This window comes from Cobetia sp. D5 (assembly GCF_035666195.1).
Taxonomy (GTDB): Bacteria; Pseudomonadota; Gammaproteobacteria; order Pseudomonadales; family Halomonadaceae; genus Cobetia; species Cobetia amphilecti.
Window position 1 is genome coordinate 3296656 of the sequence record NZ_CP142020.1, and the last position, 24540, is coordinate 3321195.

Here is a 24540-nt window from a genome sequence, read left to right on the forward strand (position 1 = left end):
CAATTCCAAGAGGGAGATGATGCAACGGTGAGCAGCAATACCCCCAAGCAACCGCAACGCGATCTGCGCTTCTTTCTGACGGTACCGCACGCCTGCAGCTATCTGGAAGGCCGCCAGGCGACCACGCTGTTTCTCGATCCGCAGGAAGCGCCCAATTCCGGTGTCTATGACGCCCTTGCCCTGCTCGGCTTTCGTCGCAGCGGCTCTCATCTCTATCGTCCGCATTGCGGTGATTGCCGTGCCTGCATTTCCGTACGCGTGCCGATCGCCGACTTCACGCCCAACCGCACCCAGAAGCGTCTGGTGCGTCGCAATGCCGACCTGGTCATCGAAGAGGGGCCAGCACTCTTCGACCCCGAGCATTATCGCCTCTACGCCCACTACATCCGCAGCCGTCATGCGGATGGCGACATGTTCCCGCCCAGTCATGAGCAGTATCGCACCTTCCTCACCTCCCGCGATGACTATGCCCGCCTGGTGAGCTTTCGCCTCGATGGCCGTCTGGTGGCCGTCGCCGCCATGGACCGCATGAGTCATGGCCTGTCCGCCATCTATACCTTCTACGATCCCGATGAGTCACTGAATCAGCGCTCGCTGGGGACCTACGCGGTGCTGTGGCAGATTGAGCAGGCACGCCGCGAAGGCCTGACCCACCTCTATCTGGGCTACTGGATCCGCGATTGCCGCAAGATGAACTACAAGCAGCATTTCCAGCCGCTCGAGTATCTGGATGGCAGCCACTGGCGGCGACGCATACCGGCCAACCATACCGACAGCCATCTGCCACTGAGCCTGGTCAAGCAAGGCGCGTCAGTGACATCCGGCGAGTGACGCGCTGAGCTCATTGCATGGGCTCTTTCGACGCGCTCTCCAGGCGCCCTCTCGACGCAAGCGCTCCGACAACGCTATGGTGACGCAACGCTCAGCTGGCAGGGGCTCATCAGACAGCGCTGAGTGCCGACCAACCGCCTGCCGAGAGTTGCCCCGGCGCAAGATGCCGATTTTTATCTTCCTCCTGAGCTGCCCACAGGCGCTCAAGGAACGTACAATCGCGCTTCGACTTTGCCTTGCCGCCGCCCTTACGGCACAATATCGCGTATCGAAGTCCCGAATCGGGCACTTTTTGTGCTGAGGCGGCTCGGAACTACCAGCAGTATTCCCTGTAATAAGTGAGGATCAGCCTATATGGCGCGTGAAGATCATATTGAAATGGAAGGCGTCATCGTCGACACCCTTCCGAACACCACTTTCCGTGTTGAACTGGAAAACGGCCACATCGTGACCGCTCACATCTCCGGCAAGATGCGCAAGAACTACATCCGCATCCTGACTGGCGACAAGGTCAAGGTTGAGCTGACTCCGTACGACCTGTCCAAGGGCCGTATCGTCTACCGTTCGCGCTAAGCACGGTCAGACTGCCCTGCCGGTTGCCATGCCATCGATCACTCTGTACGTCCTGGACCTGCATGCGATCATCATGACACCGGCTGGCTGAACCGGTCGTTCCCGGCACCTCAGGCACCAGCGTCACCTCCGCCTGAACCCTCCGCCCGGACCCGGAACGCATCGAGGTTGCAAGACTTGCCCTTCGCGGCGAGACACCCGCCACCTCGATGGCGTATGCCTGAGTATTCCGATGATGCCGCCTTGTCCCATGAATGCGTCTTGAGCCCGAACGCCAATCTGGCCTTCGCTCCCATTCAATGATGACAGGCGGCTCATCCCCGCTGGGCATCTTCTCCCCCCAGTACGCATTCGCTTCCCCCGATACGCATTCGCCTCCTCCAGTACTCATCCAACTCCCCGCCCTTCCCTTGAGGATGGCGAGCCCCTTGGCGTGCGCGCGTGTCCAGCTTGAGCAATCGACTTCATGCTCGCTACGTGCGGACAGCTTGCTGACTGACAGGCATAAAAAACGGCCAGTGCTTGAGCACTGACCGTTCATGTCGACCCTTCAGGGCAGCAAGCTGAGCGTCAGATCACGCCATTTCCGCTTCCGTTTCCAGGTGCAGCTCGCCGTTGTCGACCGTGACATGCACGATGCCGCCCGACTCGGACAGGTCGCCGAACAGGATCATCTCTGCCAGCGGCTTCTTGAGCTTCTCCTGAATCACGCGTGCCATCGGGCGAGCCCCCATTGCCGGGTCATACCCGAGAGTCGCCAGCAAGTCGCGCGCCTCATCAGCGACATCCAGCTGCACACGCTTCTCATCCAGCTGCGCCTGCAGTTCGACCAGGAACTTGTCGACCACATTGCGCACCACGGCGAGATCCAGCGCGCCGAACTGGATGATGCCATCCAGACGGTTGCGGAATTCCGGCGAGAACGTCTTGCGGATGACTTCCATGGCGTCGGTGGAGTGATCCTGGTGCTTGAAGCCGATGGAGCGACGCGCCACCTGCTCGGCACCCGCATTGGAGGTCATCACCAGAATGACGTTGCGGAAGTCCGCTTCGCGACCGTTGTTGTCGGTCAGGCGGCCGTGGTCCATCACCTGCAGCAGCAGGTTGAAGACTTCCGGGTGTGCCTTCTCGATCTCATCAAGCAACAGCACGCAGTGCGGCTGCTTGGTGATGGCTTCGGTCAACAGACCACCCTGGTCATAACCGACGTAGCCCGGCGGTGCCCCGATGAGGCGCGAGACGGTGTGGCGCTCCATGTACTCGGACATGTCGAAGCGCACCAGCTCGATGCCCATCAGCGCCGCCAGCTGACGAGCGACCTCGGTCTTGCCGACCCCTGTCGGGCCAGCGAACAGGAAGCTGCCCACCGGCTTGTCCGGCGCCTTGAGGCCTGCACGCGACAGCTTGATCGCTGCGGACAGCCCGGTGATGGCGTCGTCCTGCCCGAAAACCAGCATCTTGAGATCGCGCTCGAGGTTGGACAGCAGCTTCTTGTCGGAACTGGAGACCGTCTTCGGCGGAATGCGGGCGATGGAGGCGACGATCGCCTCGACCTGCTCGGTATCGATGGTGTCGACGCGGATGCTCTCCGGCAGCAGGCGCTGGTGGGCACCGGCCTCGTCGATCACGTCGATGGCCTTGTCCGGCAGCTGACGGTCGTTGATGTAGCGGTCTGCCAGACGCACTGCCGTTTCCAGCGAGGCATCGGTGTACTTGATGGCATGGTGCTCCTCGAAGCGACCACGCAGCCCCTTGAGGATGCGGATGGTGTCATCCACCGACGGCTCCATGACATCGACCTTCTGGAAGCGGCGCGCCAGGGCGCGGTCCTTCTCGAAGATGCCACGGAATTCCTGGAAGGTGGTGGAACCGATGCAACGCAGCTCGCCGGAAGACAGCAGCGGCTTGAGCAGGTTGGAGGCATCCATCACGCCACCGGACGCGGCACCCGCACCGATGACGGTGTGGATCTCATCGATGAACAGGATCGAGTTCGGTTCCTTGCGCAGCTCCGCCAGCAGCGACTTGAGACGCTTCTCGAAGTCACCGCGGTACTTGGTGCCGGCCAGCAACGCCCCGAGATCCAGCGAGTAGACCACGGCTTCCTTGATGACGTCCGGCACGTCCTCCTCGACGATGCGCTTGGCGAGACCTTCCGCGATGGCGGTCTTGCCGACACCGGCCTCACCGACCAGCAGCGGGTTGTTCTTGCGGCGACGCACCAGAATCTGCACCACGCGCTCGAGCTCGCCATCGCGACCGATCAGCGGGTCGATCTTGCCCAGACGCGCCTGCTCGTTGAGGTTGGTGGCGTAGTTGGTCAGCGGGTTGTTGCCGCCTTCGCTGCTCGCCTCTTCGCTCTCTTCATTCTCGACCGACGCCTGGGGCGTCTGGGTGTGACCCGCGACCTTGGAGATGCCATGCGCGATGTAATTGACCGCGTCCACACGCGCGACATTCTGCTGCTTGAGGAAGTAGACGGCCTGACTTTCCTGCTCGGAGAAGATGGCCACCAGCACGTTGGCGCCGGTCACTTCACTCTTGCCGGAGGATTGCACGTGGAAGACGGCACGCTGCAGGACGCGCTGGAAGCCCAGCGTCGGCTGCGTCTCGCGGTCTTCCTGCTCTTCCGGAATCAGCGGGGTGGTGGAATTGATGAAGTCCTGAAGGTCGACTCGCAGCTTGTCCAGATTGGCACCACAGGCGCGCAGGACATCGGCAGCGGAGGCATTGTCCAGCAGTGCCAGCAGGAGGTGTTCCACGGTCATGAATTCGTGGCGTTTGGAACGTGCCACGGTGAAGGCCGTGTTCAGGGTCAGTTCAAGTTCTTTGCTCAACATGGCAAGTCCCCTCTAGGCCGCGTCTTGGACGGATCACTCCGCCCGGTCGATGTCGCACAGCAGCGGATGCTGGCACTCTCGAGCATATTGATTGACTTGGTGGCATTTCGTTTCCGCGATGTCGCGACTGAAGATGCCACAGGTTCCTTTTCCCTGATGATGGACAGCGAGCATGATCTGTACTGCCTGCTCCTGATCCTTGTTGAAAAAGGTGGTCAGCACCTCCACGACGAAGTCCATCGGCGTGAAGTCATCATTGTGCAGAACGACCTTGTACATGGGCGGTGGAGCCAGTTCAGGCTCAGCGGTCTCGAATGCCAGATCACCTTCGTGGTCTTCCTGGTATCCGGGTGCCTGAGCCGACTGGGCCTGATTGCTGATCGACAGTGTCTCCAGAAAGGGAGGACTGCCGCGCGATGTCTCTGTCTTGAACATAAGGGGCTGATCCGGTGAACACAAGCCGTGACGAAGCAGATTGCCTCAACGCGCCGCGGAGAAGGTCAAGCGCTGCCACGTCGTCTCAATGTGGGTGTGATAAGGAAAAGATGGGGGCTTGTCGATCTGGTTGCAAGCTTTAGTCGCGCACGCCTGAGCGTACACGTTCATGCCTGCATCGCGACGCTCTGACATGAATGCGGACATTTGCATGCATTTTCGCTCACATACGCGACAGACACCTCTCGACAGGCGTCGCCAACCGGCGACCCACTCAAGCGTCTCGCCGCTCAATGAAGCCCGCAATGCTTCCGCACAGAACCCCCGCGCAGAACGCTCCACGCAGAACGCACAGGAGTGGCAATCGTTGGCAGCAGACTGAGCGCGCAACCGAGAAGCTTCCATCTCAAACGCAAGAAGGCCCCCGGACATGTCCGGGGGCCTTCTGCTGAAACCTGTCACGCAACCTGATGCCTGGGCATCAGATCAACGCAGGGTCTCAGGCATCCATGTTGTCAGCAACAGCCTGACCGAACTCGGAGCACTTCAGCAGCTTGGCATCGTCCATCAGGCGATGGAAGTCATAGGTGACTTCGCCCTTGGCGATGGCCTTCTCGACGCCTTTCAGCACGAGATCAGCCGCTTCGACCCAACCCATGTGACGCAGCATCATCTCGGCAGAGAGGATGACGGAGCCCGGGTTGACCTTGTCCTGGCCAGCGTACTTCGGTGCAGTACCGTGAGTCGCTTCGAACATGGCGACGGTGTCGGACAGGTTGGCACCCGGCGCGATACCGATACCACCCACTTCCGCCGCCAGAGCGTCGGACAGGTAGTCACCGTTCAGGTTCAGGGTGGCGATGACGTCATATTCCGCCGGACGCAGCAGGATCTGCTGGAGCATGGCGTCAGCGATGACGTCCTTGACCACGATGTCCTTGCCGTTGTTCGGGTTCTTGAAGGTCATCCACGGGCCGCCATCCAGCAGCTCGCCGCCGAACTCGTCCTTGACGATTTCGTAGCCCCAGTCCTTGAAGGCACCTTCGGTGAACTTCATGATGTTGCCCTTGTGCACCAGGGTCAGCGACTCACGGTCGTTGTCGATGGTGTACTGGACAGCCTGACGGACCAGACGCTTGGTACCTTCTTCGGAGACCGGCTTGACGCCGATACCGCAGTTCTCCGGGAAGCGGATGTTGGTGACACCCATCTCTTCACGCAGGAACTTGATGACCTTGTCGGCTTCCGGCGTTCCCGCTTTCCATTCGACACCGGCATAGATGTCTTCGGAGTTTTCGCGGAAAATGACCATGTCGACGTCAGCCGGCTTCTTGACCGGGCTCGGCACACCAGTGAACCAGCGCACCGGGCGCAGGCAGGTGTACAGATCCAGCTTCTGACGCAGAGCGACGTTCAGGGAGCGAATACCACCGCCCACCGGAGTGGTCAGCGGACCCTTGATGGAAACGATGTAATCCTTGACAGCCTCGAGAGTCTCTTCCGGCAGCCAGGTGTCAGCATCATAAACGTGAGTGGCTTTTTCACCGGCGTAGACTTCCATCCAGTGAATCTTGCGCTCGCCGCCATAGGCCTTGTCGACAGCAGCGTCGATGGCAATCTTCATGGCCGGAGTCACGTCCACACCGATACCATCGCCTTCGATGAACGGGATGATCGGATTATTCGGAACGTTGAGGGTATTGTCGGAATTTGCGGTGATCTTGGCACCGCCTTCCGGGACGACAATCTTCTGGAACCCCATTGATAACTCCCCTGTCATGGATTCAGTGGAGGCGCGAGTATAGCACCCGTGCCGCTTCTCACAGTAGGCTTATACGGCAGCCGCGACAAAAGTCTAAACCATGTCTCTCATATATCTGCTTCACAAGCCTTACCGCGTCCTGACCCAGTTCACCGACCGCGATCAGGGCCGCCAGACACTCGCTGACTTCATCGACGTACCGGATGTCTATGCCGCCGGGCGCCTCGACTATGACTCCGAGGGACTGCTGCTGCTCACCAGTGATGGCGCACTCTCCCACCAGATCGCGCACCCGAAGAAGAAGCAGCCCAAGACCTACTGGGTACAGGTGGAAGGTGCCCCTGACGAGCAGGCCATCGCCGCGCTGCGTGCCGGTGTCGAACTCAAGGATGGCATGACGCGCCCAGCCAAAGTGCGGCGCATCGAGCCCCCCGAGTTGCCTGACAGGCAACCCCCTGTGCGCTTCCGTGCGAGCATTCCGACCCACTGGCTGGAGATCATCATCAGCGAAGGTCGCAATCGCCAGGTGCGCCGCATGACCGCCCACGTCGGCCTGCCGACCCTGCGCTTGATCCGCGCGGCCATCGGGCCGTGGAAGCTCGACGGCCTTGCCCCCGGTGAATGGCGCAGCGAGGAAGTCGAGATGCCTGCGCCACCTCGTCGCGAGTCCCGCTCGCCACGCCACAAGGGCGCGACTGGCAAGCCGGGCGAGCGCCGCACCGGCAACGCTGGCCCCCGGGGCAGTGACAATAGAGGCAACAGCGCGGGCAAGAGCGGCAAGGGCTCAGGTCGGGGTTCCCGTCGGAGTTCTGGCCAGACTGAAGGCAAGGGTTCAGGCAAGACACCCGGCGCCCGCGCCCCCTCCCGTCGTCCCTCATCCCCCAAGAAAGGAAGGAAATCCTGATGGCTGCTCGCTGGACCCCGAATGTCACCGTCGCCTGCGTCGTCGAACGCGCCGGGCGCTACCTGATCGTCGAGGAAGACAAGGGCGGGCCCTGCACGGTGTTCAACCAGCCGGCCGGCCATCTCGAACCCCATGAGCGCATCATCGACGGCGTGCAACGCGAAGTGCGCGAGGAAACCGCCTGGCGCATCCTGCTGACCGGCTATCTCGGCCTCTATGTGCACGTGGCCGAGGACGGCACCCACTTCCACTCCCACAGTTTCGAGGCCGCCGCCCTTGAGCACCTGTGCACGCCGCTGGACCCTGACATCGTCAGAACGCACTGGCTGTCGCTTGAGGAGATCGAGCAGCTCGAGGACATGGGCCGCCTGCGCAGCCCGCTGGTGACCCGGCGTATTCGCGACAGCCAACGTGGCAAGCGTTTCCCGCTGGATGTGCTGCACGATTGAGCGATTGCCCGCGCCGGAAGTCCGCCGCCGGGCGTGCTGTCGAGCGGCGCTTGCGGCCCTGTGCGGCAGACGGCGCAGGCGGGGTGAATCCCACCCCCGCATTCAGGTATAATCCCGCCCATTCAAGCGGCGCCAGAATGACGGGGCTGCCGCCTCCCCTGTTTGTGACAACCCGCGGCCATGCGGGTGACGAGAGAACTGATGACCGCTGAAACCGGTACCGGAACCAAGGTCATCGTCGGCATGTCCGGCGGTGTCGACTCCTCCGTCTCTGCCCTGTTGTTGATGGAGCAGGGCTACCACGTCGAAGGCCTGTTCATGAAGAACTGGGACGAAGACGACGGTAGCGAATACTGCACCGCCCTCGAAGACCTGGCCGATGCCCAGGCCGTGTGCGACAAGCTCGGCATCAAGCTGCACACCGCCAACTTCGCCGCGGAGTACTGGGACAACGTCTTCGAGCACTTCCTGGCCGAGTACAAGGCCGGTCGCACGCCGAATCCCGACATCCTGTGCAACCGCGAGATCAAGTTCAAGGTCTTCCTCGAGTATGCCGAGATGCTGGGCGCCGAGCTGATCGCCACCGGTCACTACGTGCGTGGCGGCGTGCGTGATGGTCTCCCGCGCCTGCTCAAGGGCCTGGACACCAACAAGGACCAGAGCTACTTCCTGCATGCCGTGCCGCAGGCGGCCATCGCGCGCACCCTGTTCCCGGTCGGCGAGCTCGAGAAGCACGAAGTACGCGCCATCGCCGAGAAGCATGAGCTGATCACCGCGCGCAAGAAGGATTCCACCGGTATCTGCTTCATCGGCGAGCGGCGTTTCGCCGACTTCCTCAAGCAGTACCTGCCCGCTCAGCCCGGCAAGATCGAGACCCCCGATGGCGATGTCATCGGCGAGCACATGGGCCTGATGTACTACACCCTCGGCCAGCGCCAGGGGCTGGGAATCGGTGGCCTCAAGCGCTATCCGGACGCGCCCTGGTTCGTGTGTGCCAAGGACCTGGAGCGCAACGTGCTGATCGCCGTGCAGGGCAAGCACCACGACCTGCTCTACACTCAGGCGTTGAGCACCGAATCCGTCGACTGGGTCGCCGGCGAGCCGCCGCAGACCGATGCCAATGGCGAGCTGCGCATTCGCTGCAAGAACCGCTATCGCCAGGAAGACCAGGCCGCGACCTTGATCGTCAATGACGGCCAGCGTGTCGAGGTGCGTTTCGATGAACCGCAACGCGCCGTCACGCCCGGCCAGTCTGCCGTCTTCTATCTCGGCGACATCTGTCTGGGCGGCGGCGTGATCGATGCCGCCTGGAAACTTCCGGCGGCGGACGCCAGCGCTTCCACCGCCCCGCTCTCTGGCCCCGAGGAGTCCGCCGCGCAATGACCAGCGTGCCGATCCGTCCCGTCACTGATACCACTACCCGCCAGGCACTGTCGCTGGCGGGCGTCTTCCAGGCAGCCGCGCTGGTCGATGAGCTGGCCCGCCACGGCCAGTGCGATGAGCGCGCCTGGGAAACCCTGGTCAATGCCACGCTGGATACCAATCCGGAAAGCTTCGAAGCCATCTACGGCGGACACCATAACCGCCTGCGGCTCGGCATCGACACCGTCAGTGCGGTGATGGAACGTCGCCAGGTCTCGCCCGTGGTGATGCGTTACGGCTTCTCGCTGGTGATGCTGATGAGCAAGCTCAAGAAGGACCCGGACATGCTGGACAAGCTGGGCGCGGGCCTGACGCGCATCCAGGGCCAGGCCGAGCACTTCGGGCCGACCCACGAGAACGTGATCGCAAGTCTGGGCGAGCTTTACCAGCAGACCCTCTCCACCTTCCGCTACCGGATCGTGGTGCAGGGCGACCCCGGCCTGCTGCAGCAGCGCATGATGCCGGAACGCATCCGCTGCGCCCTGCTGGCAGGCGTGCGCTTCGCGCTGCTGTGGGACCAGCAGGGTGGCCGTCGCTGGAAGCTGGTCTTCCAGCGCAGCGCGCTCAAGAAGTCATTGCAGCAGCTGGGCTGAGCCCGCCTCCGCGCTCGCGCCAGCGCGTCACCTGACGCACCAGATTCACACCCGAATTCGCTTCAACAACGCTGGAGCCCATCAACCGGGCTCCGAGACACTTGAACCGGCAGCGCATCATGTCCTGCCACCATCGGAAGATTCTCATCATGCAGCTGTCCGCCCTCACCGCCCTGTCTCCCGTCGATGGCCGCTATGGCGCCAAGACCGAGGCCCTGCGCGAGCACTTCAGTGAATTCGGCCTGATCCGTGCCCGCGTCATCGTCGAGGTGCGCTGGTTGCAACGCCTGGCCGCCCACGCCGAGATCGCTGAAGTGCCGGCCTTCTCCGCGGATGCCAACGCCGTGCTGGATAGCATCGTCAGTGAATTCAGTGTCGAGGATGCCCAGCGCATCAAGGACATCGAACGCACCACCAACCACGACGTGAAGGCGGTCGAGTACTTCCTGAAGGAAAAGGTCGAAAGCAACGCCGAACTCAACGCCGTCACCGAGTTCATCCACTTCGCCTGCACCAGTGAAGACATCAACAACCTGTCTCATGCCCTGATGCTGCGTGGCGGCCTGGACAACGTGCTGCTGCCGCAGATGCGTGAAGTGACCGAAGCGATCGTCGCGCTGGCCCACCAGCACGCCGAACAGCCGATGCTGTCGCGCACCCATGGCCAGACGGCCAGCCCGACCACCCTCGGCAAGGAAATGGCCAACGTCGCTGCGCGTCTGCGTCGTCAGCTGGCGCAGATCGAACGCATCGAGATGCTCGGCAAGATCAACGGTGCCGTGGGCAACTACAACGCCCACCTGACCACCTATCCGGCCATCGACTGGGCGGCCAACGCCGAAACCTTCGTCGAGAGCCTCGGGCTGACCTTCAACCCGTACACTACCCAGATCGAGCCGCACGACTACATCGCCGAGCTGTTCGATGCCATCTGCCGCTTCAACACCATTCTGATCGACTTCGATCGTGACGTCTGGGGCTACATCTCGCTGGGTTACTTCAAGCAGCGTACCGTGGCCGGCGAGATCGGCTCTTCCACCATGCCGCACAAGGTCAACCCGATCGACTTCGAGAACTCCGAAGGCAATCTGGGCATCGCCAACGCCGTGCTGGGCCATCTGGCACAGAAGCTGCCGATCTCCCGCTGGCAGCGTGACCTGACCGACTCCACCGTGCTGCGCAACCTGGGTACCGGCCTGGCGCAGGGTCTGATCGCCTATCAGGCGACCCTGAAAGGCATCAGCAAGCTGGAAGCCAACCCGGAGCGCCTGAACGCCGATCTGGACAACAGCTGGGAAGTGCTGGCCGAGCCGATCCAGACCGTCATGCGTCGTTACGGCATCGAGAAGCCCTACGAGAAGCTCAAGGAGCTGACCCGTGGCAAGCGTATCGACCAGGCCGGTTTCGCCGCCTTCATCGAGACGCTGGAACTGCCGGACGACGTCAAGACCGAGCTGAAGGCACTGAGCCCGGCCAGCTACATCGGTAACGCCATTGCACAGGCCAAGGCGCTCTAAGCGGCGCAGGTTCACTGCAAGTCTCAAGACGCCGGGGCCTCTGCTCCGGCGTCATACATTACGCATTACGCAGCACGCTGAACGACACACTGGATTCACGACCACTGACGCTCTCCGTCAGTGGGCACGACATGCCACGCTCTCAAGGCTCGGCATGGAACGCATCGCCGTCTGCCATCCGGCAACACGGCTTCAACGACGTCATCGCGAGACCGCCGCCCCCTGACAGGCTGCCGTTCGCGTTCGAGAGGTTCTGCATGAGCACATCCCCCGCCCCCCGCGACACCGACACGCCACTGGCACTGTTGGGCGGCCTGAGCATCCGTGAATTCCTGCGCGATTACTGGCAGCAGAAGCCGCTGCTGATCCGCGGAGCCTTCGCAGACTTCGAGACGCCGCTGGAAGCCGATGAACTGGCCGGTCTGGCCTGTGAAGATGGCATCGAAGCCCGTCTGGTCGAGGAAAACGGCCCGGACAAGGCCTGGCAGGTCAGCCACGGCCCCTTCGATGAGGCGACCTTCGCGCGTCTCGACGCCAAGGACGACAGCCAGTGGAGCCTGCTGGTACAGGCGGTGGACCATTACGTCCCCGACGTCGCCGCGCTGTTCGAGCCCTTCACCTTCCTGCCGCGCTGGCGCCTCGATGACATCATGATCAGCTACGCGCCGACCGGTGGCAGCGTCGGCCCGCACCTGGACAACTACGATGTCTTCCTGCTGCAGGCCCAGGGCCAGCGTCATTGGCAGCTGGGCGGCATGCATGGTGACGACGCCGAGATCATCGATGGCATCGACCTGCGCATCCTCAAGCACTTCGAGGTCACTCCGGGCGAGGACTGGGTGCTGGAACCCGGCGACATGCTCTACGTGCCGCCGCGCCTGGCGCACCACGGTGTCAGCCAGTCCGATGACTGCATGACCATCTCCGTCGGCTTCCGTGCGCCTTCCGCCGATGAAGTCGTCACCTCCTACGCCGACTATCTGGGTGCCAGTCTGCCGGAATCGCTGCGCTACCGTGACCAGGGCATGGCACCGGTCGCCAATGCCGGCGAGCTGGACGACGCCTCGCTCGAGCGCGTGCGTGAGTTGCTGCTCAGCACGCTGGACAACCCGACCCAGCTGGCACAGTGGTTCGGTCGCTACATGACCCAACCCAAGTATCTGGAGCAGCTCGCCGCCCGCGAACCGGCCCTCAAGACGCATGAGCTGGTCGAGTATCTGGAAGATGAAGGCGTACTGGTGCGCTCCCTGGGCTCACGCTTCGCCTTCCGTCACGGCGAGAATGGCACCAGCACGCTGTTCGTCGATGGCGATGGCATCCTGGCCCCTCAGCCGCTGGCGGAAGCGCTGGCCTCCGATCAGCGCCTCACGGCGGTGTTGCTTGACTACACCACAGCAGACCTTGATCGCAGTGCCGTGGTCAGCCTGCTGACGGCGCTGATCAACCGCGGCAGCCTGATACTGGAATGCGACCTTCAGGACGAAGAGGACGATGAAGAATGAGTGACGCCATGATCAGCCTGGAACGGGGCGACTGGCAGACGTTGGGCAACGAGGCCAGCGAGATCCGCCGCGTCGTGTTCATCGAGGAACAGCAGGTACCGCAGAATGAGGAGTGGGACGGGCGCGATGACACCTGCGAACACTTCCTCGTGCATCTGGATGGCCGCACCGTCGGCACGGCCCGTCTGTTGCCGGACGGCCATGTCGGCCGCGTCGCCATCCTCTCCGAAGCGCGCGGACTGGGGCTTGGCCAACGCCTGATGGAAGCGGTCATCCATGCTGCGCGCCAGGCTGGTCATGCTGAAGTGCTACTGGATGCTCAGACCCATGCGCTGGAATTCTATCAACGCCTCGGCTTCACGGCTTACGGCGACGAGTTTCTCGATGCCGGCATACCGCACCGCAGCATGCGCTTGATTCTGAACTGAATTTTAGCGTCCGCCTTACAAAAACCGGCCCCATTTGGGGCCGGTTTTTTTGTGCCTTGAAGTTTCTTGTAGTCTGGCTACAACCCGCTCCTTGACCAAGTCATCATTCCCCAAGGCCCATGGATACTGACATCATGACGTCATTGATAAATATTAAAACGACTGTTTGTCGGCAGGAATTCCACAACGTTGAAACTGGTATAAAACGATCGTTTTAATGCGACCAAGGAATGAAAGACAGCACTCAATTTCGGAGCGATGCTAGAGATCAGGTCATTTACGCTGCACTGCGACATGACACGCTGCCCGACCCGGCACCGCCTTCAGGAGATTCGCCCATGCTCACCTCAGACTCACGAACGCAGACCACCCTGATGGGCGGTAGAGGTGACCAGGTACTCGGGCAGCCTGAGGATGCCGCTCTGGCCGAGCAATGGCACAACGCCGAGATCCGCACGCGGATTCTCAAGCTGGCACGTCCCCTCAAGGACCTGCTGCCACCGCAGACAGCGGAGTCGGTGGCGGCACAGGCGCAGACGATCTGCCATCTGAGTCGCGACCAGCGCTGGCAGCTTCCCGGCGAGCAGTGGCAACTGCGCTCACAGGGCAGCGGCTGGCAGCTGAAGTGCAATGGGAAGCTGAAGTGCAGTGTGCAGCCGGCAACCGCAGGCGAGACGCAGGACGCGCCTGACCAGCTGGCGCTTGCCGGACTCACCGATGACGTGACTGGGGTGCAGCTGGGCAACCGCCCGCTCCCTCGGGCCCTCTGGACCCTGGCCGCCGCGCGGCATCGCGGCGAACGTCATTCGGTGCTGGCCATTGCCCAGATCAGCAGCGTGCGCGAAGCGCTGTGCTGGGGAGAGCTGATCTCACGGCTGCGTGCGCCGGACGGCAGGCCGCCACGCATCGCCCTCACCCTCAGCCACTGCACGTTACCCACGCTGGAAGCCAGCCTGTACTTCCTGATGCCCTGGTTGGACAGCATCACGCTGACAGCGGCCCCCGGCCTGGAAACTGCCTGCCTTGGCGTGATCAAGGCTCGCTTCAGACTTGCTGAGCCAGCGGAGCTCGACAACGCCACCGACGACGCCTTCTGTCGCACGGCGTGACTCCACTGGTAACGCCTGAAAGATCAATAACAACAACAAACTGTCATGCAGCAACTCAAGACGCAGAGCACCGACACTCCCATTTCACGCGTCGCTCTCGCGTCGACCGCCAGACGAAAGACAAGCGAACAGACACAAGACACAGACAACACGCCAGGGGCTGAGCCCCGACGACGAAGCCATCAGGAGATGCCACCATGAGTCACACACGTGCCGATCAGATTGCCGCGCTCGAAAAGGACTGGGCCGAGAATCCGCGCTGGAAAGGGGTCACTCGCCCCTATTCCGCCGAGGATGTGGTGCGCCTGCGCGGTTCCGTTCCGGAAGCCAATACCCTGGCGACCCGCGGTGCCGAGAAGCTCTGGAAGCTGGTCAATGGTGATGCCAAGAAGGGCTACGTCAACTGTCTGGGCGCCCTGACCGGTGGCCAGGCCATGCAACAGGTGAAGGCCGGTATCGAGGCCATCTACCTGTCCGGCTGGCAGGTCGCCGCCGACAACAACACCAGTGAAGCCATGTACCCGGATCAGTCGCTCTATCCGGTGGATTCCGTGCCGACCGTGGTCAAGCGCATCAACAACACCTTCCGCCGCGCCGACCAGATCCAGTGGCAGAAAGGGGCCAATCCGGGCGATGCCGACTTCGTCGATTACTTCGCGCCTATCGTGGCGGATGCCGAGGCCGGTTTCGGTGGCGTGCTCAACGGCTACGAGCTGATGACCGCCATGATCCGTGCGGGTGCCTCCGGCGTGCACTTCGAGGACCAGCTGGCCTCGGTCAAGAAGTGTGGCCACATGGGCGGCAAGGTACTGGTGCCGACCCAGGAAGCGGTGCAGAAGCTGGTGGCCGCTCGCCTGGCTGCTGACGTGGCGGGTGTCCCGACCCTGGTCATCGCGCGTACCGATGCCAATGCCGCTGACCTGATCACCTCCGATGTCGACGACTACGACAAGCCGTTCCTGACCGGTGAGCGCTCCGACGAAGGCTTCTATCGTGTCAATGCAGGCCTGGATCAAGCCATTGCCCGCGGCCTGGCCTACGCGCCCTACTCCGACCTGATCTGGTGTGAAACCGCCAAGCCGGACCTCGAGGAGGCGCGCCGCTTCGCCGAAGCGATCAAGAAGGAATACCCGGACCAGCTGCTGGCCTACAACTGCTCGCCTTCCTTCAACTGGAAGAAGAACCTCGACGACGCCACCATCGCCAAGTTCCAGCAGGAACTGTCGGACATGGGCTACAAGTACCAGTTCATCACCCTGGCCGGTATCCACAACATGTGGTTCAACATGTTCGATCTTGCCTACGACTATGCGCAGGGCGAAGGCATGAAGCACTACGTCGAGAAGGTGCAGGAAGCCGAATTCGCCGCAGCCGAGAAGGGCTACACCTTCGTGGCGCACCAGCAGGAAGTCGGCACCGGCTACTTCGATGACATGACCAACGTCATTCAGGGCGGCAACTCCTCCGTCACCGCACTGACGGGCTCCACGGAAGAAGACCAGTTCTAGACCGCTGACATCACGGCATGGCACCTCGCAATGACCGGATTGCGCGAGGTGCCACTCGCAGACTGACCGAAGCCCGCTCACGCGGGCTTTTTCGTGCTTTACGCCTTGAATGCCCGCCGCGAATGTCCACCATCAGCAACGAACGCCCCTGCGCTGACATTCACTCGGTATGGCTCAAGAAGAAGTGCTCACGCGGAAGTACTTGCGTGGCAGCACTCATGCGCCGGTACTCACGTGGTCGGTACTCACGCGGTAGCACTCACGCGACCGGGAAGTGCAGAAGTTGCGTCACCTCAGCGTTTCAGGTCGGGAACCCGTCATGGTCGACGTGGTCTATAATGTTAAGAAACAGTGTTCTCGCACGCCCGTCGTGACAAGAACCTGCTGGCGGCCCAAGGAAGTGATCGCCTACCTGAGCCTTGCTCTCTCAGCCTCAGCATTCTCCATCACAACCTCAAGCTGCACCGCATCATGCGAGGAGACACACCATGACACTCTCACTGACTCACAAACGATCGACTGGCGCACGCCGCTGGCTGCCCGTGATCGCACTCGGCGTGCTGACGCTTGGCGGCTGCGCGAACAGCGACATCTACTCCGGCAACGTCTACACCGGCGATCAGGCCAAGCGCGCACAGTCCGTCAGCTACGGCACCATCACCTCGCTGCGCCCGGTGCAGATCCAGGCACAGGATGAAGGCAGCGGCGTGCTCGGTGGCCTGGGTGGTGCGGTCGTCGGCGGCCTGCTCGGCAGCCAGATCGGCGGCGGCTCCGGTCGTGCGATCGCCACTGCCGCGGGTGCCATCGGCGGTAGCGTGGCCGGCAAGTCGATCGCTGACAATGTCGACCAGATCGACGCCTACGAGATTGAAGTCCGCCGCGATGCCGGCGACAGCCTCATCGTCGTCCAGAAAGCCGACACCGCCTTCTCGGTTGGCCAACGTGTCCGCCTGGTCGGCTACGGCGCCAACCTGAGCGTCGCGCCTTACTGAGTCTCTCGACGGCTGGCGCTCCCTTGCCGGGACGCCAGCCGTTCTGATTCTGCGCCTTCAGCGACGCCTGTCGCAGCCCTGCGCGGGAAACGCCGCCACGCTCTCCCCATCTCGCCTGGCTCACGCATCCCCGCCTCTCTCGCGTCTCTCGCACCTCTCGCGCTCTGCATCTCCCACACGCCCCACCCCCTCGCTTCGCTTCGCATCCCCTCCCTCGATCTCACACAGGCACGGCTCGCCGCAGTGGGCGATATGCAGACTGCCTATTGATTAACAGGCTATGAAATCGGGATTTTTTGTGCAAAGTTATACGCCTGCAGCCTAACTTGACTCTGTACACAACTACCCGTCCCAGGAGTTGCGATGCGTCCCGTCACTGCCCGTCCGCCAGGTTCTCGCCCAGGCACCCGCAAGCTGTCTTGTGTCACGTCTTCTTCAAGAAACGCTCCCCGCGCTTATCCCAGTCCAGTCAATGAGAACCCTGGCGGTACCGCCGCCTCAAGCCATGCCCCGCAGATGGCGCCGGCCTTCTCGACCCGGCGCCTGGGCATGGCATTGATCATGCTGGGCGCGGTGGCATTGGCTCCCATGGTGGAGGCCGCCGAGGACGAGGGTGGCGTGCTGTCATTGAAGGTCGAGAACGACATTCTCACCTCCGGCGATGATGGCCATTACACCAACGGCTTTGCGCTGAGCTACACCTTCAAGACACCAGAGCAGCACTGGTCACGCTCATTCGCGGACTGGGTGCCCGGCTTCAGCGCGGCGCGATTGGACGCCACGGCCTACCGCTTCGGACAGCAGATCTATACCCCCAATGACATCAAGCGAGAGCAACCGGATCAGGATGACCGCCCCTACGCGGGCTACCTGTTCGGTGGCGTCTCGCTGTTCGCCGGTGAAGAGGGAGATGACTGGCGACGGGTGGACACCTTCAATCTGGATCTCGGCATCGTCGGCCCGGCCTCGGGCGCCAAGGATGCTCAGAAGGCGGTACACAAGCTGACCGGCAGTGATGAGCCGGAGGGTTGGGATCACCAGCTGCACAACGAGCCGGTGATCAGCACCGGCTGGCAGACGCAGCTATGGCTGCCGGCCAGGGCCGCAGGGCTGGAGGTGGAGTACGGCCCCTCGGCTTCCGTGGCGCTGGGCAATCTCTACACCTATGCGGGCGTCGGTGGCGGGGTACGCATCGGCCAGGGGCTGACCCGCAGCTACGGGATACCGACAGTGGCGCCGGCCCAGGGCGGCCGTCAGTACTTCCATCCCGACGGTGATTTCGCCTGGTACCTGTTCGCCAATATCGAGGGCCGCGCGATGGCCTACAACATGCTGCTGGATGGCAATGGCTTCGAGGACAGCGCCTCGGTAGACCGTCGCCCACTGGTCGGCGACCTGCAACTGGGCTTCGCACTCAGCTGGCAACGCTGGCAGCTGGCGTTCGTCAACGTGTGGCGCACTCACGAATTCGAGACGCAGCAGGAGAGCGATCAATTCGGCTCGCTGACGCTCTCGACCTGGCTATGACTCGGCGCTGAGCTGCAGGCGGCACTGACAAGACGCGATGGATGAGCAGAGCCTGATGAGAAGTGTCTGATGAGCAGAAACAGAAAGGCCGGGCAGATAGCCCGGCCTTTCTGTCTGCGGGAAACGTCATGCTTCCCGGAAGGTTGCTGCTGGTGAGATCAGTGCATCTTGACCTTGCTCATGCCCCAGCAGATCAGCTTGCCGCCGATCAGAACGATCAGCGCCAGCACGATCAATGCCATCAGCATGGAGACGGGATTGACGATGAAGGTCGCACCCAGAATACCCAGGGCCACGCCCCAGACGTAGCGGTCACCGCTATCGATGCTCAGAGCCTCCGGCAGGACACGCTTGACGGTGGCACCCAGCGAGCCTTCCCAGCGGTTCAAGCACAGCATGAAGATCGCAGCGAAGCTCACCAGCCAGATCAATGTCACGGTCATCGAAATTCTCTCCTGAAAAATAGGGTCGCATGGCGCCTGAGTTGTCATTTCCCGTCAGGCGACGGGACAGAGTGTGCAGAGCGAGGCCACCTCGGGCCGCGCGTCAGAATCCGCAATATCCGAGTAGGCAGAGTAACCAGACCCTGTGGCCCTCGCAAGCCATCGCCCCAACCTTGTCTGGCCGCCAGCAGCAAGGCCGCTGTGCGCTGACAGGGCAACCCCGCCAGACACCTGATAATCCAACCGTTTTGCCCCTTTGTTCACCGATGGCGTCGGGGGTGAGAAAAAACCCTGCCTCAGGGTTGAAATGCACGCCTGCGAGCGTCACCTATACTTTCAAGACAAGGTAACGTGCGCTGGATTGCCTCTCTGGCAATGTCATCAGCGGGCCAGGAGCCACGTGATACGCGGCTTTTTTCCAGTTTCCCCCCTGACAGTCACCTCAGGGGCACGTTACCATTGACGTTCATATACCTATCGAAAGGCTCTCATCATGCAAATCGCCCAGAATGCCGTCGTATCCTTCCACTACACCCTGACCAACAACGAAGGGGAAGTGCTGGATAGCTCCGAAGGTCGCGAGCCGCTGGCCTACATCCACGGCGCTGGCAACATCGTCCCGGGCCTCGAGAAGGAACTCGACGGCAAGACTTCCGGCGACGAGCTGAAAGTTGCCGTCTCTCCGGAAGAAGGTTACGGCGAAGTCCAGGAAGCCCTGGTCCAGGAAGTGCCGCGTGAAGCCTTCCAGGGTGTCGAAGACATCGAAGCTGGCATGCAGTTCCAGGCGCAGACCCAGGGCGGCCCGCTGATGGTCACCGTCACCAAGGTCGAAGGCGACACTGTCACTGTCGATGGCAACCACCCGCTGGCCGGCGAAACCCTGAACTTCGACGTGCAGATCACCAACGTGCGTGAAGCTTCTGCTGAAGAGCTGGAACACGGCCACGTTCACGGCGAAGGCGGCGTGGAGCACTAAGCTCCGCCTCTTCCCTCATCTGAGGCATCTCCCCGGATGAGCGCCTCCCACAGTGTGGGAGGCCGGAACCGAAAGCCCCGCGACTGAGTCATCAGTCGCGGGGCTTTTTCGTGTCTGGCTCCGTGTCGGCCTGACTGGCTTGGCGCGCTTGTCAGACTGGCTCAGCCCTCTCTTCACAGCCCTGATCACTCATGATTCCGGATCAGGCACCGCAGCTGGGCGGCGTGGCATCGCTGGAAAGGCTCAGGCCACGAAACAGCGCCGTGGCATCACCGCCGGCATTGTCACCGTCAGCCATCAGCGCCAGTCCGGCAATCTCGCTCGGCTTGCTGCCAAACAGTGACGCGTAATCAGCACGCAGATCACGCACCTCCGCCACCCACTGCCCCACCTTCTCATCACCGGATTCAACGGCCAGCAGCACGGCACGATCCGTGAAGGCATTGTCCCAATGGCTGCCTTTGGCTTCATTGCTGGACCAGACGTAATTGATGGCCTCGACCTGCCACGGCAGGATACCGGTCTTGTTGACCACGTAGAGACGCGCCGGATAGTCATCGCCGCCCTTGGTCTTCTCGTTCACGCTCGGGTAGATGCCATCCACCTGCCAGCACCATTTCAGATAGGGCGTCTCTTCAAGCGAGATATCCTGCTCCAGATAGCGCGCGGACGCCTGGCCCCGAGCGCGCGCCTCGAGCGCAGGTCTGCCATCGCGCTCCACCACGCGATAGGCCGTCTGGCCTTCGAAGGTCTTCTCGCCCCAGGCAAGAATCTGCGCAGGCGAGAAACTCCTGTCAGCCGCGTGGGTCACCGAGGGCAGTAGCGCCGCCAGCAGGCCGCTGGAGGCGACTGCCGCGAACAGGGGCAGGAATGATGGCAACTGACGGGAAGCAATCTTCATTGGCAGGACTCCGAGGCGCCTGAGCAAGGCGAGTGAGAAAGGTAACGAGCCGTATCATCAGCAAGGCCAGGTTCGCAGCGCATCATCTCCGGTCAGCATTGTGCGGATCAGCGCCATGCTGCTCGCATCGATCCTGGGCTCGCAAGGTGACATACCCTCCCCATACGCGCGTCAGTGTGGTCAGGATGCATGCCGCGGCGAAGATCCATGCCAACAATGCGAAATGCTGTGGCATCAGGCAGGCCAGTACGAAGAAGGCGATGGTCTCGGTGCCCTCGGTCAGGCCATCCAGATAATAGAAGGCCTTGCGCGTGAAATTGGGCCGCTCCAGCTGATGCTTGGCCGCCATGATGGCAAAGGCCAGAAAGCTCGAGCCCGTGCCGACGAAGGCGAACAGCAGCGCCACCGCCGCCATCGCATTGGCACCAGGGTCTGCCAGGGCGAAGCCCACCACCACGGCGGCGTAGAACAGGAAATCGAGACAGATGTCCAGAAAGCCACCGGCATCGGAGCTCAGGCCGGCATGCCGCGCCAGCGCGCCATCCAGCCCGTCCACCACCCGATTGATCAGGATCGCGACCAGCGCGAACCCGAAATGCCCATAAGCCAGCAACGGCAACGCCAGCATGCCGATGGCGAAGCCCGCGAGGGTCAGCTGATCCGGATGCAGACCGCGCGCCGCCGCACTTTTCGCAAGACGTTTCAGAGGCGGCTGTACCCAGCGTGAGGTCCACTTGTCCAGCATGTTGCATCTACTCCCATGAAGTCGTTGAGGTCATCGTCATTCCAGCGCCTGACAGGCGCTCAGCCGCGCGTCGGCGAGACCGAGCGCCCGGCAGGTACCGCACGCGCCAGCAGGTAGACCACCAGCGGCAGACAGGCCTGCAGGCAGGCGGCCACCGCGGTCAGGCGCGGGTCGGCCCCCGTCGCCAGCGCTAGGGTTTCGGTGGTCAGGGTCGGGACACGCCCGCCGCCCAGCACCACCGTCGGCACGTACTGCGCGATACTGACCGCGAAGGCCACTGCCCAGCTGATGGCCAGCGGCCTGAGCATCAGGCGCAGGCGGATACCGATCAGCACCTCGAGCCGTGAACGCCCCAGCAGGCGTGCCGCCTGCTCGAGTCGGGTATCGAAGCGTGCCCAGGGGCCGGCCAGCGTCAGCCAGGCGTAAGGCAGGGCGAACAGCAGATGGCCGATCACCACTCCCGCCCAACCGGGGCTGGCCCCCAGGCTCAACCAGCCGACCTGAAAACCGAACAGGAAGCTGGCCTGCGGCAGCAGCAATGGCAGATAGAGGCAAACCACGAAGCCGCGCAGGCGGCCACTTTCCCGTTCACGCTCGAACACCGCCACGCTGAGGATGACGGCCAGCGTCGCCACCAGCAGTGCCAGCCACAGGCTGTTGCTGAAGGCATCCCCCAGGCCAGCGAGGGCCTGGTGCCAACTCTCCCAGCCCCAGCGAGACGGCAACAGCGCAGGGAAGAACCAGCTTCTGGCCACCGATTTAACGCCGATCACCACGAAGGCGAGCAATGAGATCAGCGTGACCACGCCCAGCACTCCGCGCGCGACACGCCCGAACAGGGCTTCACTCGCCAGCGCCAGCCGGCTTGCACGCGCCGGGTGATGGCTCAGTGCCCAGTCGCGATGCCAGGTGAGCAGAGCACGCCCCAGCGCCGCGCCAAGCGCCATCATCCCGATCACCAGCAGGGCCAGCATCAGGGCGCCGACACTCGCCGGCAGGCGCGCCGACGGGTCACTGTCGCGCCACAGCTCGATCAGGCGCACCGCCAGCGTCGGCGTGCGTGTCGGCCCCAGCACCTGCGCCACATCCACCACCGCCAGCGAGTAGGCCAGCACCGCGCCAATGGGCAAGGCGATCGCGCGCATCACCTGTGGCATCAGAATGCGCCAGCGCAGCTGAGGGATGCTGTAGCCGAGCGCCTGGCCTGCCTGAAGCTGCGCCGTGACCGGCAGGCGTGACAGCGCCGTCTGCGCCATCAGCATCAAGAATGGCGCCTCCTTGAGCGCCAGACCGACCGCCAGCGAGATGCCGTGGGCATCCGGCAGCGGATACTGCGGCGGTACCAGCACCTCGAAGGGCGCCAGTAGCAGGCGCATCAGCACGCCACTCGGGGCGGCCAGCCACAGCAACCCCAGCGCCAGAGCCAGATGCGGCATCGCCAGTATCGGGGCCAGCAGGCGCTCCATGTGCTCACCGAAGCGAGTCCCGGCGGCCGCCGAGACCCACCCCATGGTCAGCAGCACCGCCAGCAGCGTACCGCCGAGGCCACTGACCAGCGTCAGTCGAAAGCCCTCCGCCAGCCCGGGCAAGGCCCACCAGCGTTGCCAGGCGACCGCCGAGACTTGCTCGAAGCCCAGCGTCGGCCACAGCCCGAAGGCCGGCGCGACCAGTCCAGCCAGCCCCAGCGCCGTCGGGCCGAGCAGCAACAGCAAGACGCCCCAGCGCAGCACACGGGCGGGCGTCAGCGGTGCATGACCAGTGGCGGGGGCGACACGCCAGCGGTCAGCGACCCATTGCGTCAATTGCGATAGCGTCGCGCCCACTCGGCCTCCAACGCATCGGTCCAGCTCGGGTGTGGCTCGCTGAGCGGAGTGCCCAACGCCTCGGGCGACATGCTGCCGGGCAGCTGCGGCAAGGCCTCGAAGGCGGCGCGCTCTTGCGGCGGCAGGCGGGCGACATCCAGCACCGTGTCATCGCCCCAGCGTGAGGGGTCGGCCTTGGCAGCCTGGGCCTCGGCGGACATCAACTGATTGATCCACACCAGTGCTGCGGCCTTGTGCGGTGCACTGGCCGGAATCGCCAGATAGTGCACATTGCCGAGAGTGCCGCCGTCATGGATATACGGCTCGATGGTCGGTGGCAGCCGCCCTTCCTGACGGGCGTTGGCCACTTCCTGGGGCACGAAGGTCAGCGCGATCCACACGCTGCGCTGAGCCAGCAACTTCATCTGCTCTTCGGCACCGGCTGGCTGACGCTCGCCCTGCGCCCACATCAAAGGATGCAGCGCATCGAGATAGTCCCACAGCGGAGCGGTCACCTCAGCGAACTGAGCATCACTCGCCACGGGGGATGCCAGCACCTCGCGCTGCTCTACTAGCATCAATTCAATCAAGGCCTGCTTGAGGAAGGTGGTGCCGTGGAAGCTGGGCGGCTGCGGATAGGTCACGCGCCCGGGATGCTCTCTGGCCACCTCCAGCAGCGCCTGCATCGAGCGCGGCGGCGATTCCAGCAGTGCAGTGTCATACATGAAGATCAGCTGCGCACGCCCCCAGGGCGCCTCCAGACCATCGGTGGCGAGTCCGAAATCGCGCGCACCGATCTCCTCGAGCAGATAGTCGCTGTTGGGCAGATGCTCGACGAAGGGCCCCCACACCAGCTCGGCCTGCTTGAGCGCACGGAAGTTCTCGCCGTTGATCCAGATCACATCGATGCTGCCGTCGCGGCGCCCGGCCGCCTTCTCGGCCAGCAGGGTCGAGACGCTCTCGGCGGTATCGGCGATCTTGACGTGGCGCACCTCGATGCCATGCCGCGCCGCCGCCGTCTCGGCCTGGGCGCGCAGATAGGCGTTGGTCGCCTCACTGCCGCCCCAGGCATGAAAGTCGATGCGTTGACCGCGCGCGCGCTCGGCGATCACCTGCCACTCGAGCGAGGCGAGCTCAGGGGTCGCGCGCCCGGCCTGCGCGTCTGCGGCATACGCCAGAGAAGCGGCCCAGGGACTGGTAGTGACGCCGGCCAGCAAGACCAGCGAGCCGCCCATCAGCGCCAGGGCACGACGGCGACCCGCCAGATGATTCGTCTTCATG

22 protein-coding genes are annotated in these 24540 nt (G+C 63.0%); 14 read left to right on the forward strand and 8 right to left on the reverse strand.

All coding sequences use genetic code 11. The annotated features are described in order from the left end of the window. The first annotated feature begins 27 nt into the window (after positions 1-27). A complete protein-coding gene (locus tag U0O11_RS13760) occupies positions 28-831 on the forward strand; it encodes an arginyltransferase (protein ID WP_054555616.1) in 804 nt (267 codons plus the stop codon). A 354-nt stretch (positions 832-1185) separates the two neighbouring features. Further along, positions 1186-1404 carry a translation initiation factor IF-1 gene (gene infA / locus U0O11_RS13765; protein ID WP_024953359.1) on the forward strand — a complete coding sequence of 73 codons (219 nt, stop codon included), beginning with the start codon at positions 1186-1188 and terminating at the stop codon, positions 1402-1404. A 575-nt stretch (positions 1405-1979) separates the two neighbouring features. Here the strand turns inward: infA and clpA are convergent. From clpA to icd, 3 genes are all read right to left on the reverse strand, one after another. Beyond that, a complete protein-coding gene (gene clpA / locus U0O11_RS13770) occupies positions 1980-4244 on the reverse strand; it encodes an ATP-dependent Clp protease ATP-binding subunit ClpA (protein ID WP_043333850.1) in 2265 nt (754 codons plus the stop codon). Positions 4245-4277: 33 nt separating this feature from the next. Continuing rightward, on the reverse strand, positions 4278-4679 hold the full coding sequence (gene clpS / locus U0O11_RS13775) for an ATP-dependent Clp protease adapter ClpS (protein ID WP_324690487.1): 402 nt from the start codon (positions 4677-4679) through the stop codon (positions 4278-4280). 499 nt (positions 4680-5178) lie between these two features. Next, a complete protein-coding gene (gene icd / locus U0O11_RS13780; RefSeq protein WP_043333852.1) occupies positions 5179-6441 on the reverse strand; it encodes an NADP-dependent isocitrate dehydrogenase in 1263 nt (420 codons plus the stop codon). Between the two features lie 100 nt (positions 6442-6541). Between icd and U0O11_RS13785 the strand changes: the two genes are divergently transcribed. The 11 genes from U0O11_RS13785 to U0O11_RS13835 all read left to right on the forward strand — a co-directional run bounded on the left by U0O11_RS13785 (position 6542) and on the right by U0O11_RS13835 (position 18392). Beyond that, on the forward strand, positions 6542-7345 hold the full coding sequence (locus tag U0O11_RS13785; RefSeq protein WP_153636424.1) for a pseudouridine synthase: 804 nt from the start codon (positions 6542-6544) through the stop codon (positions 7343-7345). Then, complete coding sequence (locus U0O11_RS13790) at positions 7345-7794, forward strand: NUDIX domain-containing protein (protein WP_043333853.1); 450 nt, start codon at positions 7345-7347, stop codon at positions 7792-7794. Before U0O11_RS13785 ends, U0O11_RS13790 begins: the two co-directional genes overlap by 1 nt. Positions 7795-7995: 201 nt before the next feature. Further along, complete coding sequence (mnmA, locus tag U0O11_RS13795; protein WP_054555617.1) at positions 7996-9177, forward strand: tRNA 2-thiouridine(34) synthase MnmA; 1182 nt, start codon at positions 7996-7998, stop codon at positions 9175-9177. Continuing rightward, positions 9174-9809, forward strand: coding sequence for a high frequency lysogenization protein HflD (hflD, locus tag U0O11_RS13800; RefSeq protein WP_043333854.1), 636 nt, complete (start codon positions 9174-9176; stop codon positions 9807-9809). Before mnmA ends, hflD begins: the two co-directional genes overlap by 4 nt. A gap of 149 nt (positions 9810-9958) precedes the next feature. Then, positions 9959-11326, forward strand: coding sequence for an adenylosuccinate lyase (purB, locus tag U0O11_RS13805; RefSeq protein ID WP_192837462.1), 1368 nt, complete (start codon positions 9959-9961; stop codon positions 11324-11326). 257 nt (positions 11327-11583) lie between these two features. Then, positions 11584-12828 (forward strand): cupin domain-containing protein, encoded by a 1245-nt coding sequence (locus U0O11_RS13810; RefSeq protein ID WP_054555618.1) that lies wholly within the window; start codon positions 11584-11586, stop codon positions 12826-12828. Next, the gene (locus U0O11_RS13815; RefSeq protein WP_225347173.1) at positions 12825-13256 is read left to right on the forward strand and encodes a GNAT family N-acetyltransferase; all 432 of its coding nucleotides are present in this window, start codon (positions 12825-12827) and stop codon (positions 13254-13256) included. The genes U0O11_RS13810 and U0O11_RS13815 overlap by 4 nt, the downstream gene beginning before the upstream one ends. A gap of 338 nt (positions 13257-13594) precedes the next feature. Beyond that, a complete protein-coding gene (locus tag U0O11_RS13820) occupies positions 13595-14365 on the forward strand; it encodes a hypothetical protein (protein ID WP_225347174.1) in 771 nt (256 codons plus the stop codon). Between the two features lie 197 nt (positions 14366-14562). After that, on the forward strand, positions 14563-15873 hold the full coding sequence (gene aceA / locus U0O11_RS13825; RefSeq protein WP_225347175.1) for an isocitrate lyase: 1311 nt from the start codon (positions 14563-14565) through the stop codon (positions 15871-15873). Positions 15874-16361: 488 nt separating this feature from the next. After that, positions 16362-16865: a glycine zipper 2TM domain-containing protein gene (locus U0O11_RS13830; RefSeq protein WP_052384587.1), complete on the forward strand. Its 504-nt coding sequence runs from the start codon at positions 16362-16364 to the stop codon at positions 16863-16865. A 549-nt stretch (positions 16866-17414) separates the two neighbouring features. Further along, a complete protein-coding gene (locus U0O11_RS13835; RefSeq protein ID WP_107336769.1) occupies positions 17415-18392 on the forward strand; it encodes a lipid A deacylase LpxR family protein in 978 nt (325 codons plus the stop codon). Positions 18393-18550: 158 nt separating this feature from the next. Here the strand turns inward: U0O11_RS13835 and U0O11_RS13840 are convergent, their stop codons facing one another. Then, positions 18551-18835, reverse strand: a complete 285-nt coding sequence (locus tag U0O11_RS13840) for a hypothetical protein (RefSeq protein ID WP_043333859.1) — start codon at positions 18833-18835, stop codon at positions 18551-18553. Positions 18836-19328: 493 nt separating this feature from the next. On the opposite strand from U0O11_RS13840, the gene U0O11_RS13845 reads away from it, so the two are divergent. Next, positions 19329-19811, forward strand: a complete 483-nt coding sequence (locus tag U0O11_RS13845; RefSeq protein ID WP_043333860.1) for an FKBP-type peptidyl-prolyl cis-trans isomerase — start codon at positions 19329-19331, stop codon at positions 19809-19811. Between the two features lie 202 nt (positions 19812-20013). Here the strand turns inward: U0O11_RS13845 and U0O11_RS13850 are convergent, their stop codons facing one another. From U0O11_RS13850 to U0O11_RS13865, 4 genes are all read right to left on the reverse strand, one after another. Further along, positions 20014-20712: a DUF3047 domain-containing protein gene (locus tag U0O11_RS13850; RefSeq protein WP_225347176.1), complete on the reverse strand. Its 699-nt coding sequence runs from the start codon at positions 20710-20712 to the stop codon at positions 20014-20016. A gap of 82 nt (positions 20713-20794) precedes the next feature. Then, the gene (locus tag U0O11_RS13855) at positions 20795-21457 is read right to left on the reverse strand and encodes a CDP-alcohol phosphatidyltransferase family protein (protein ID WP_225347177.1); all 663 of its coding nucleotides are present in this window, start codon (positions 21455-21457) and stop codon (positions 20795-20797) included. Positions 21458-21516: 59 nt separating this feature from the next. Then, positions 21517-23280: an ABC transporter permease gene (locus U0O11_RS13860; protein WP_225347178.1), complete on the reverse strand. Its 1764-nt coding sequence runs from the start codon at positions 23278-23280 to the stop codon at positions 21517-21519. Beyond that, positions 23256-24539, reverse strand: coding sequence for an ABC transporter substrate-binding protein (locus tag U0O11_RS13865; RefSeq protein WP_279835475.1), 1284 nt, complete (start codon positions 24537-24539; stop codon positions 23256-23258). Before U0O11_RS13865 ends, U0O11_RS13860 begins: the two co-directional genes overlap by 25 nt. Position 24540 lies beyond the last annotated feature (1 nt).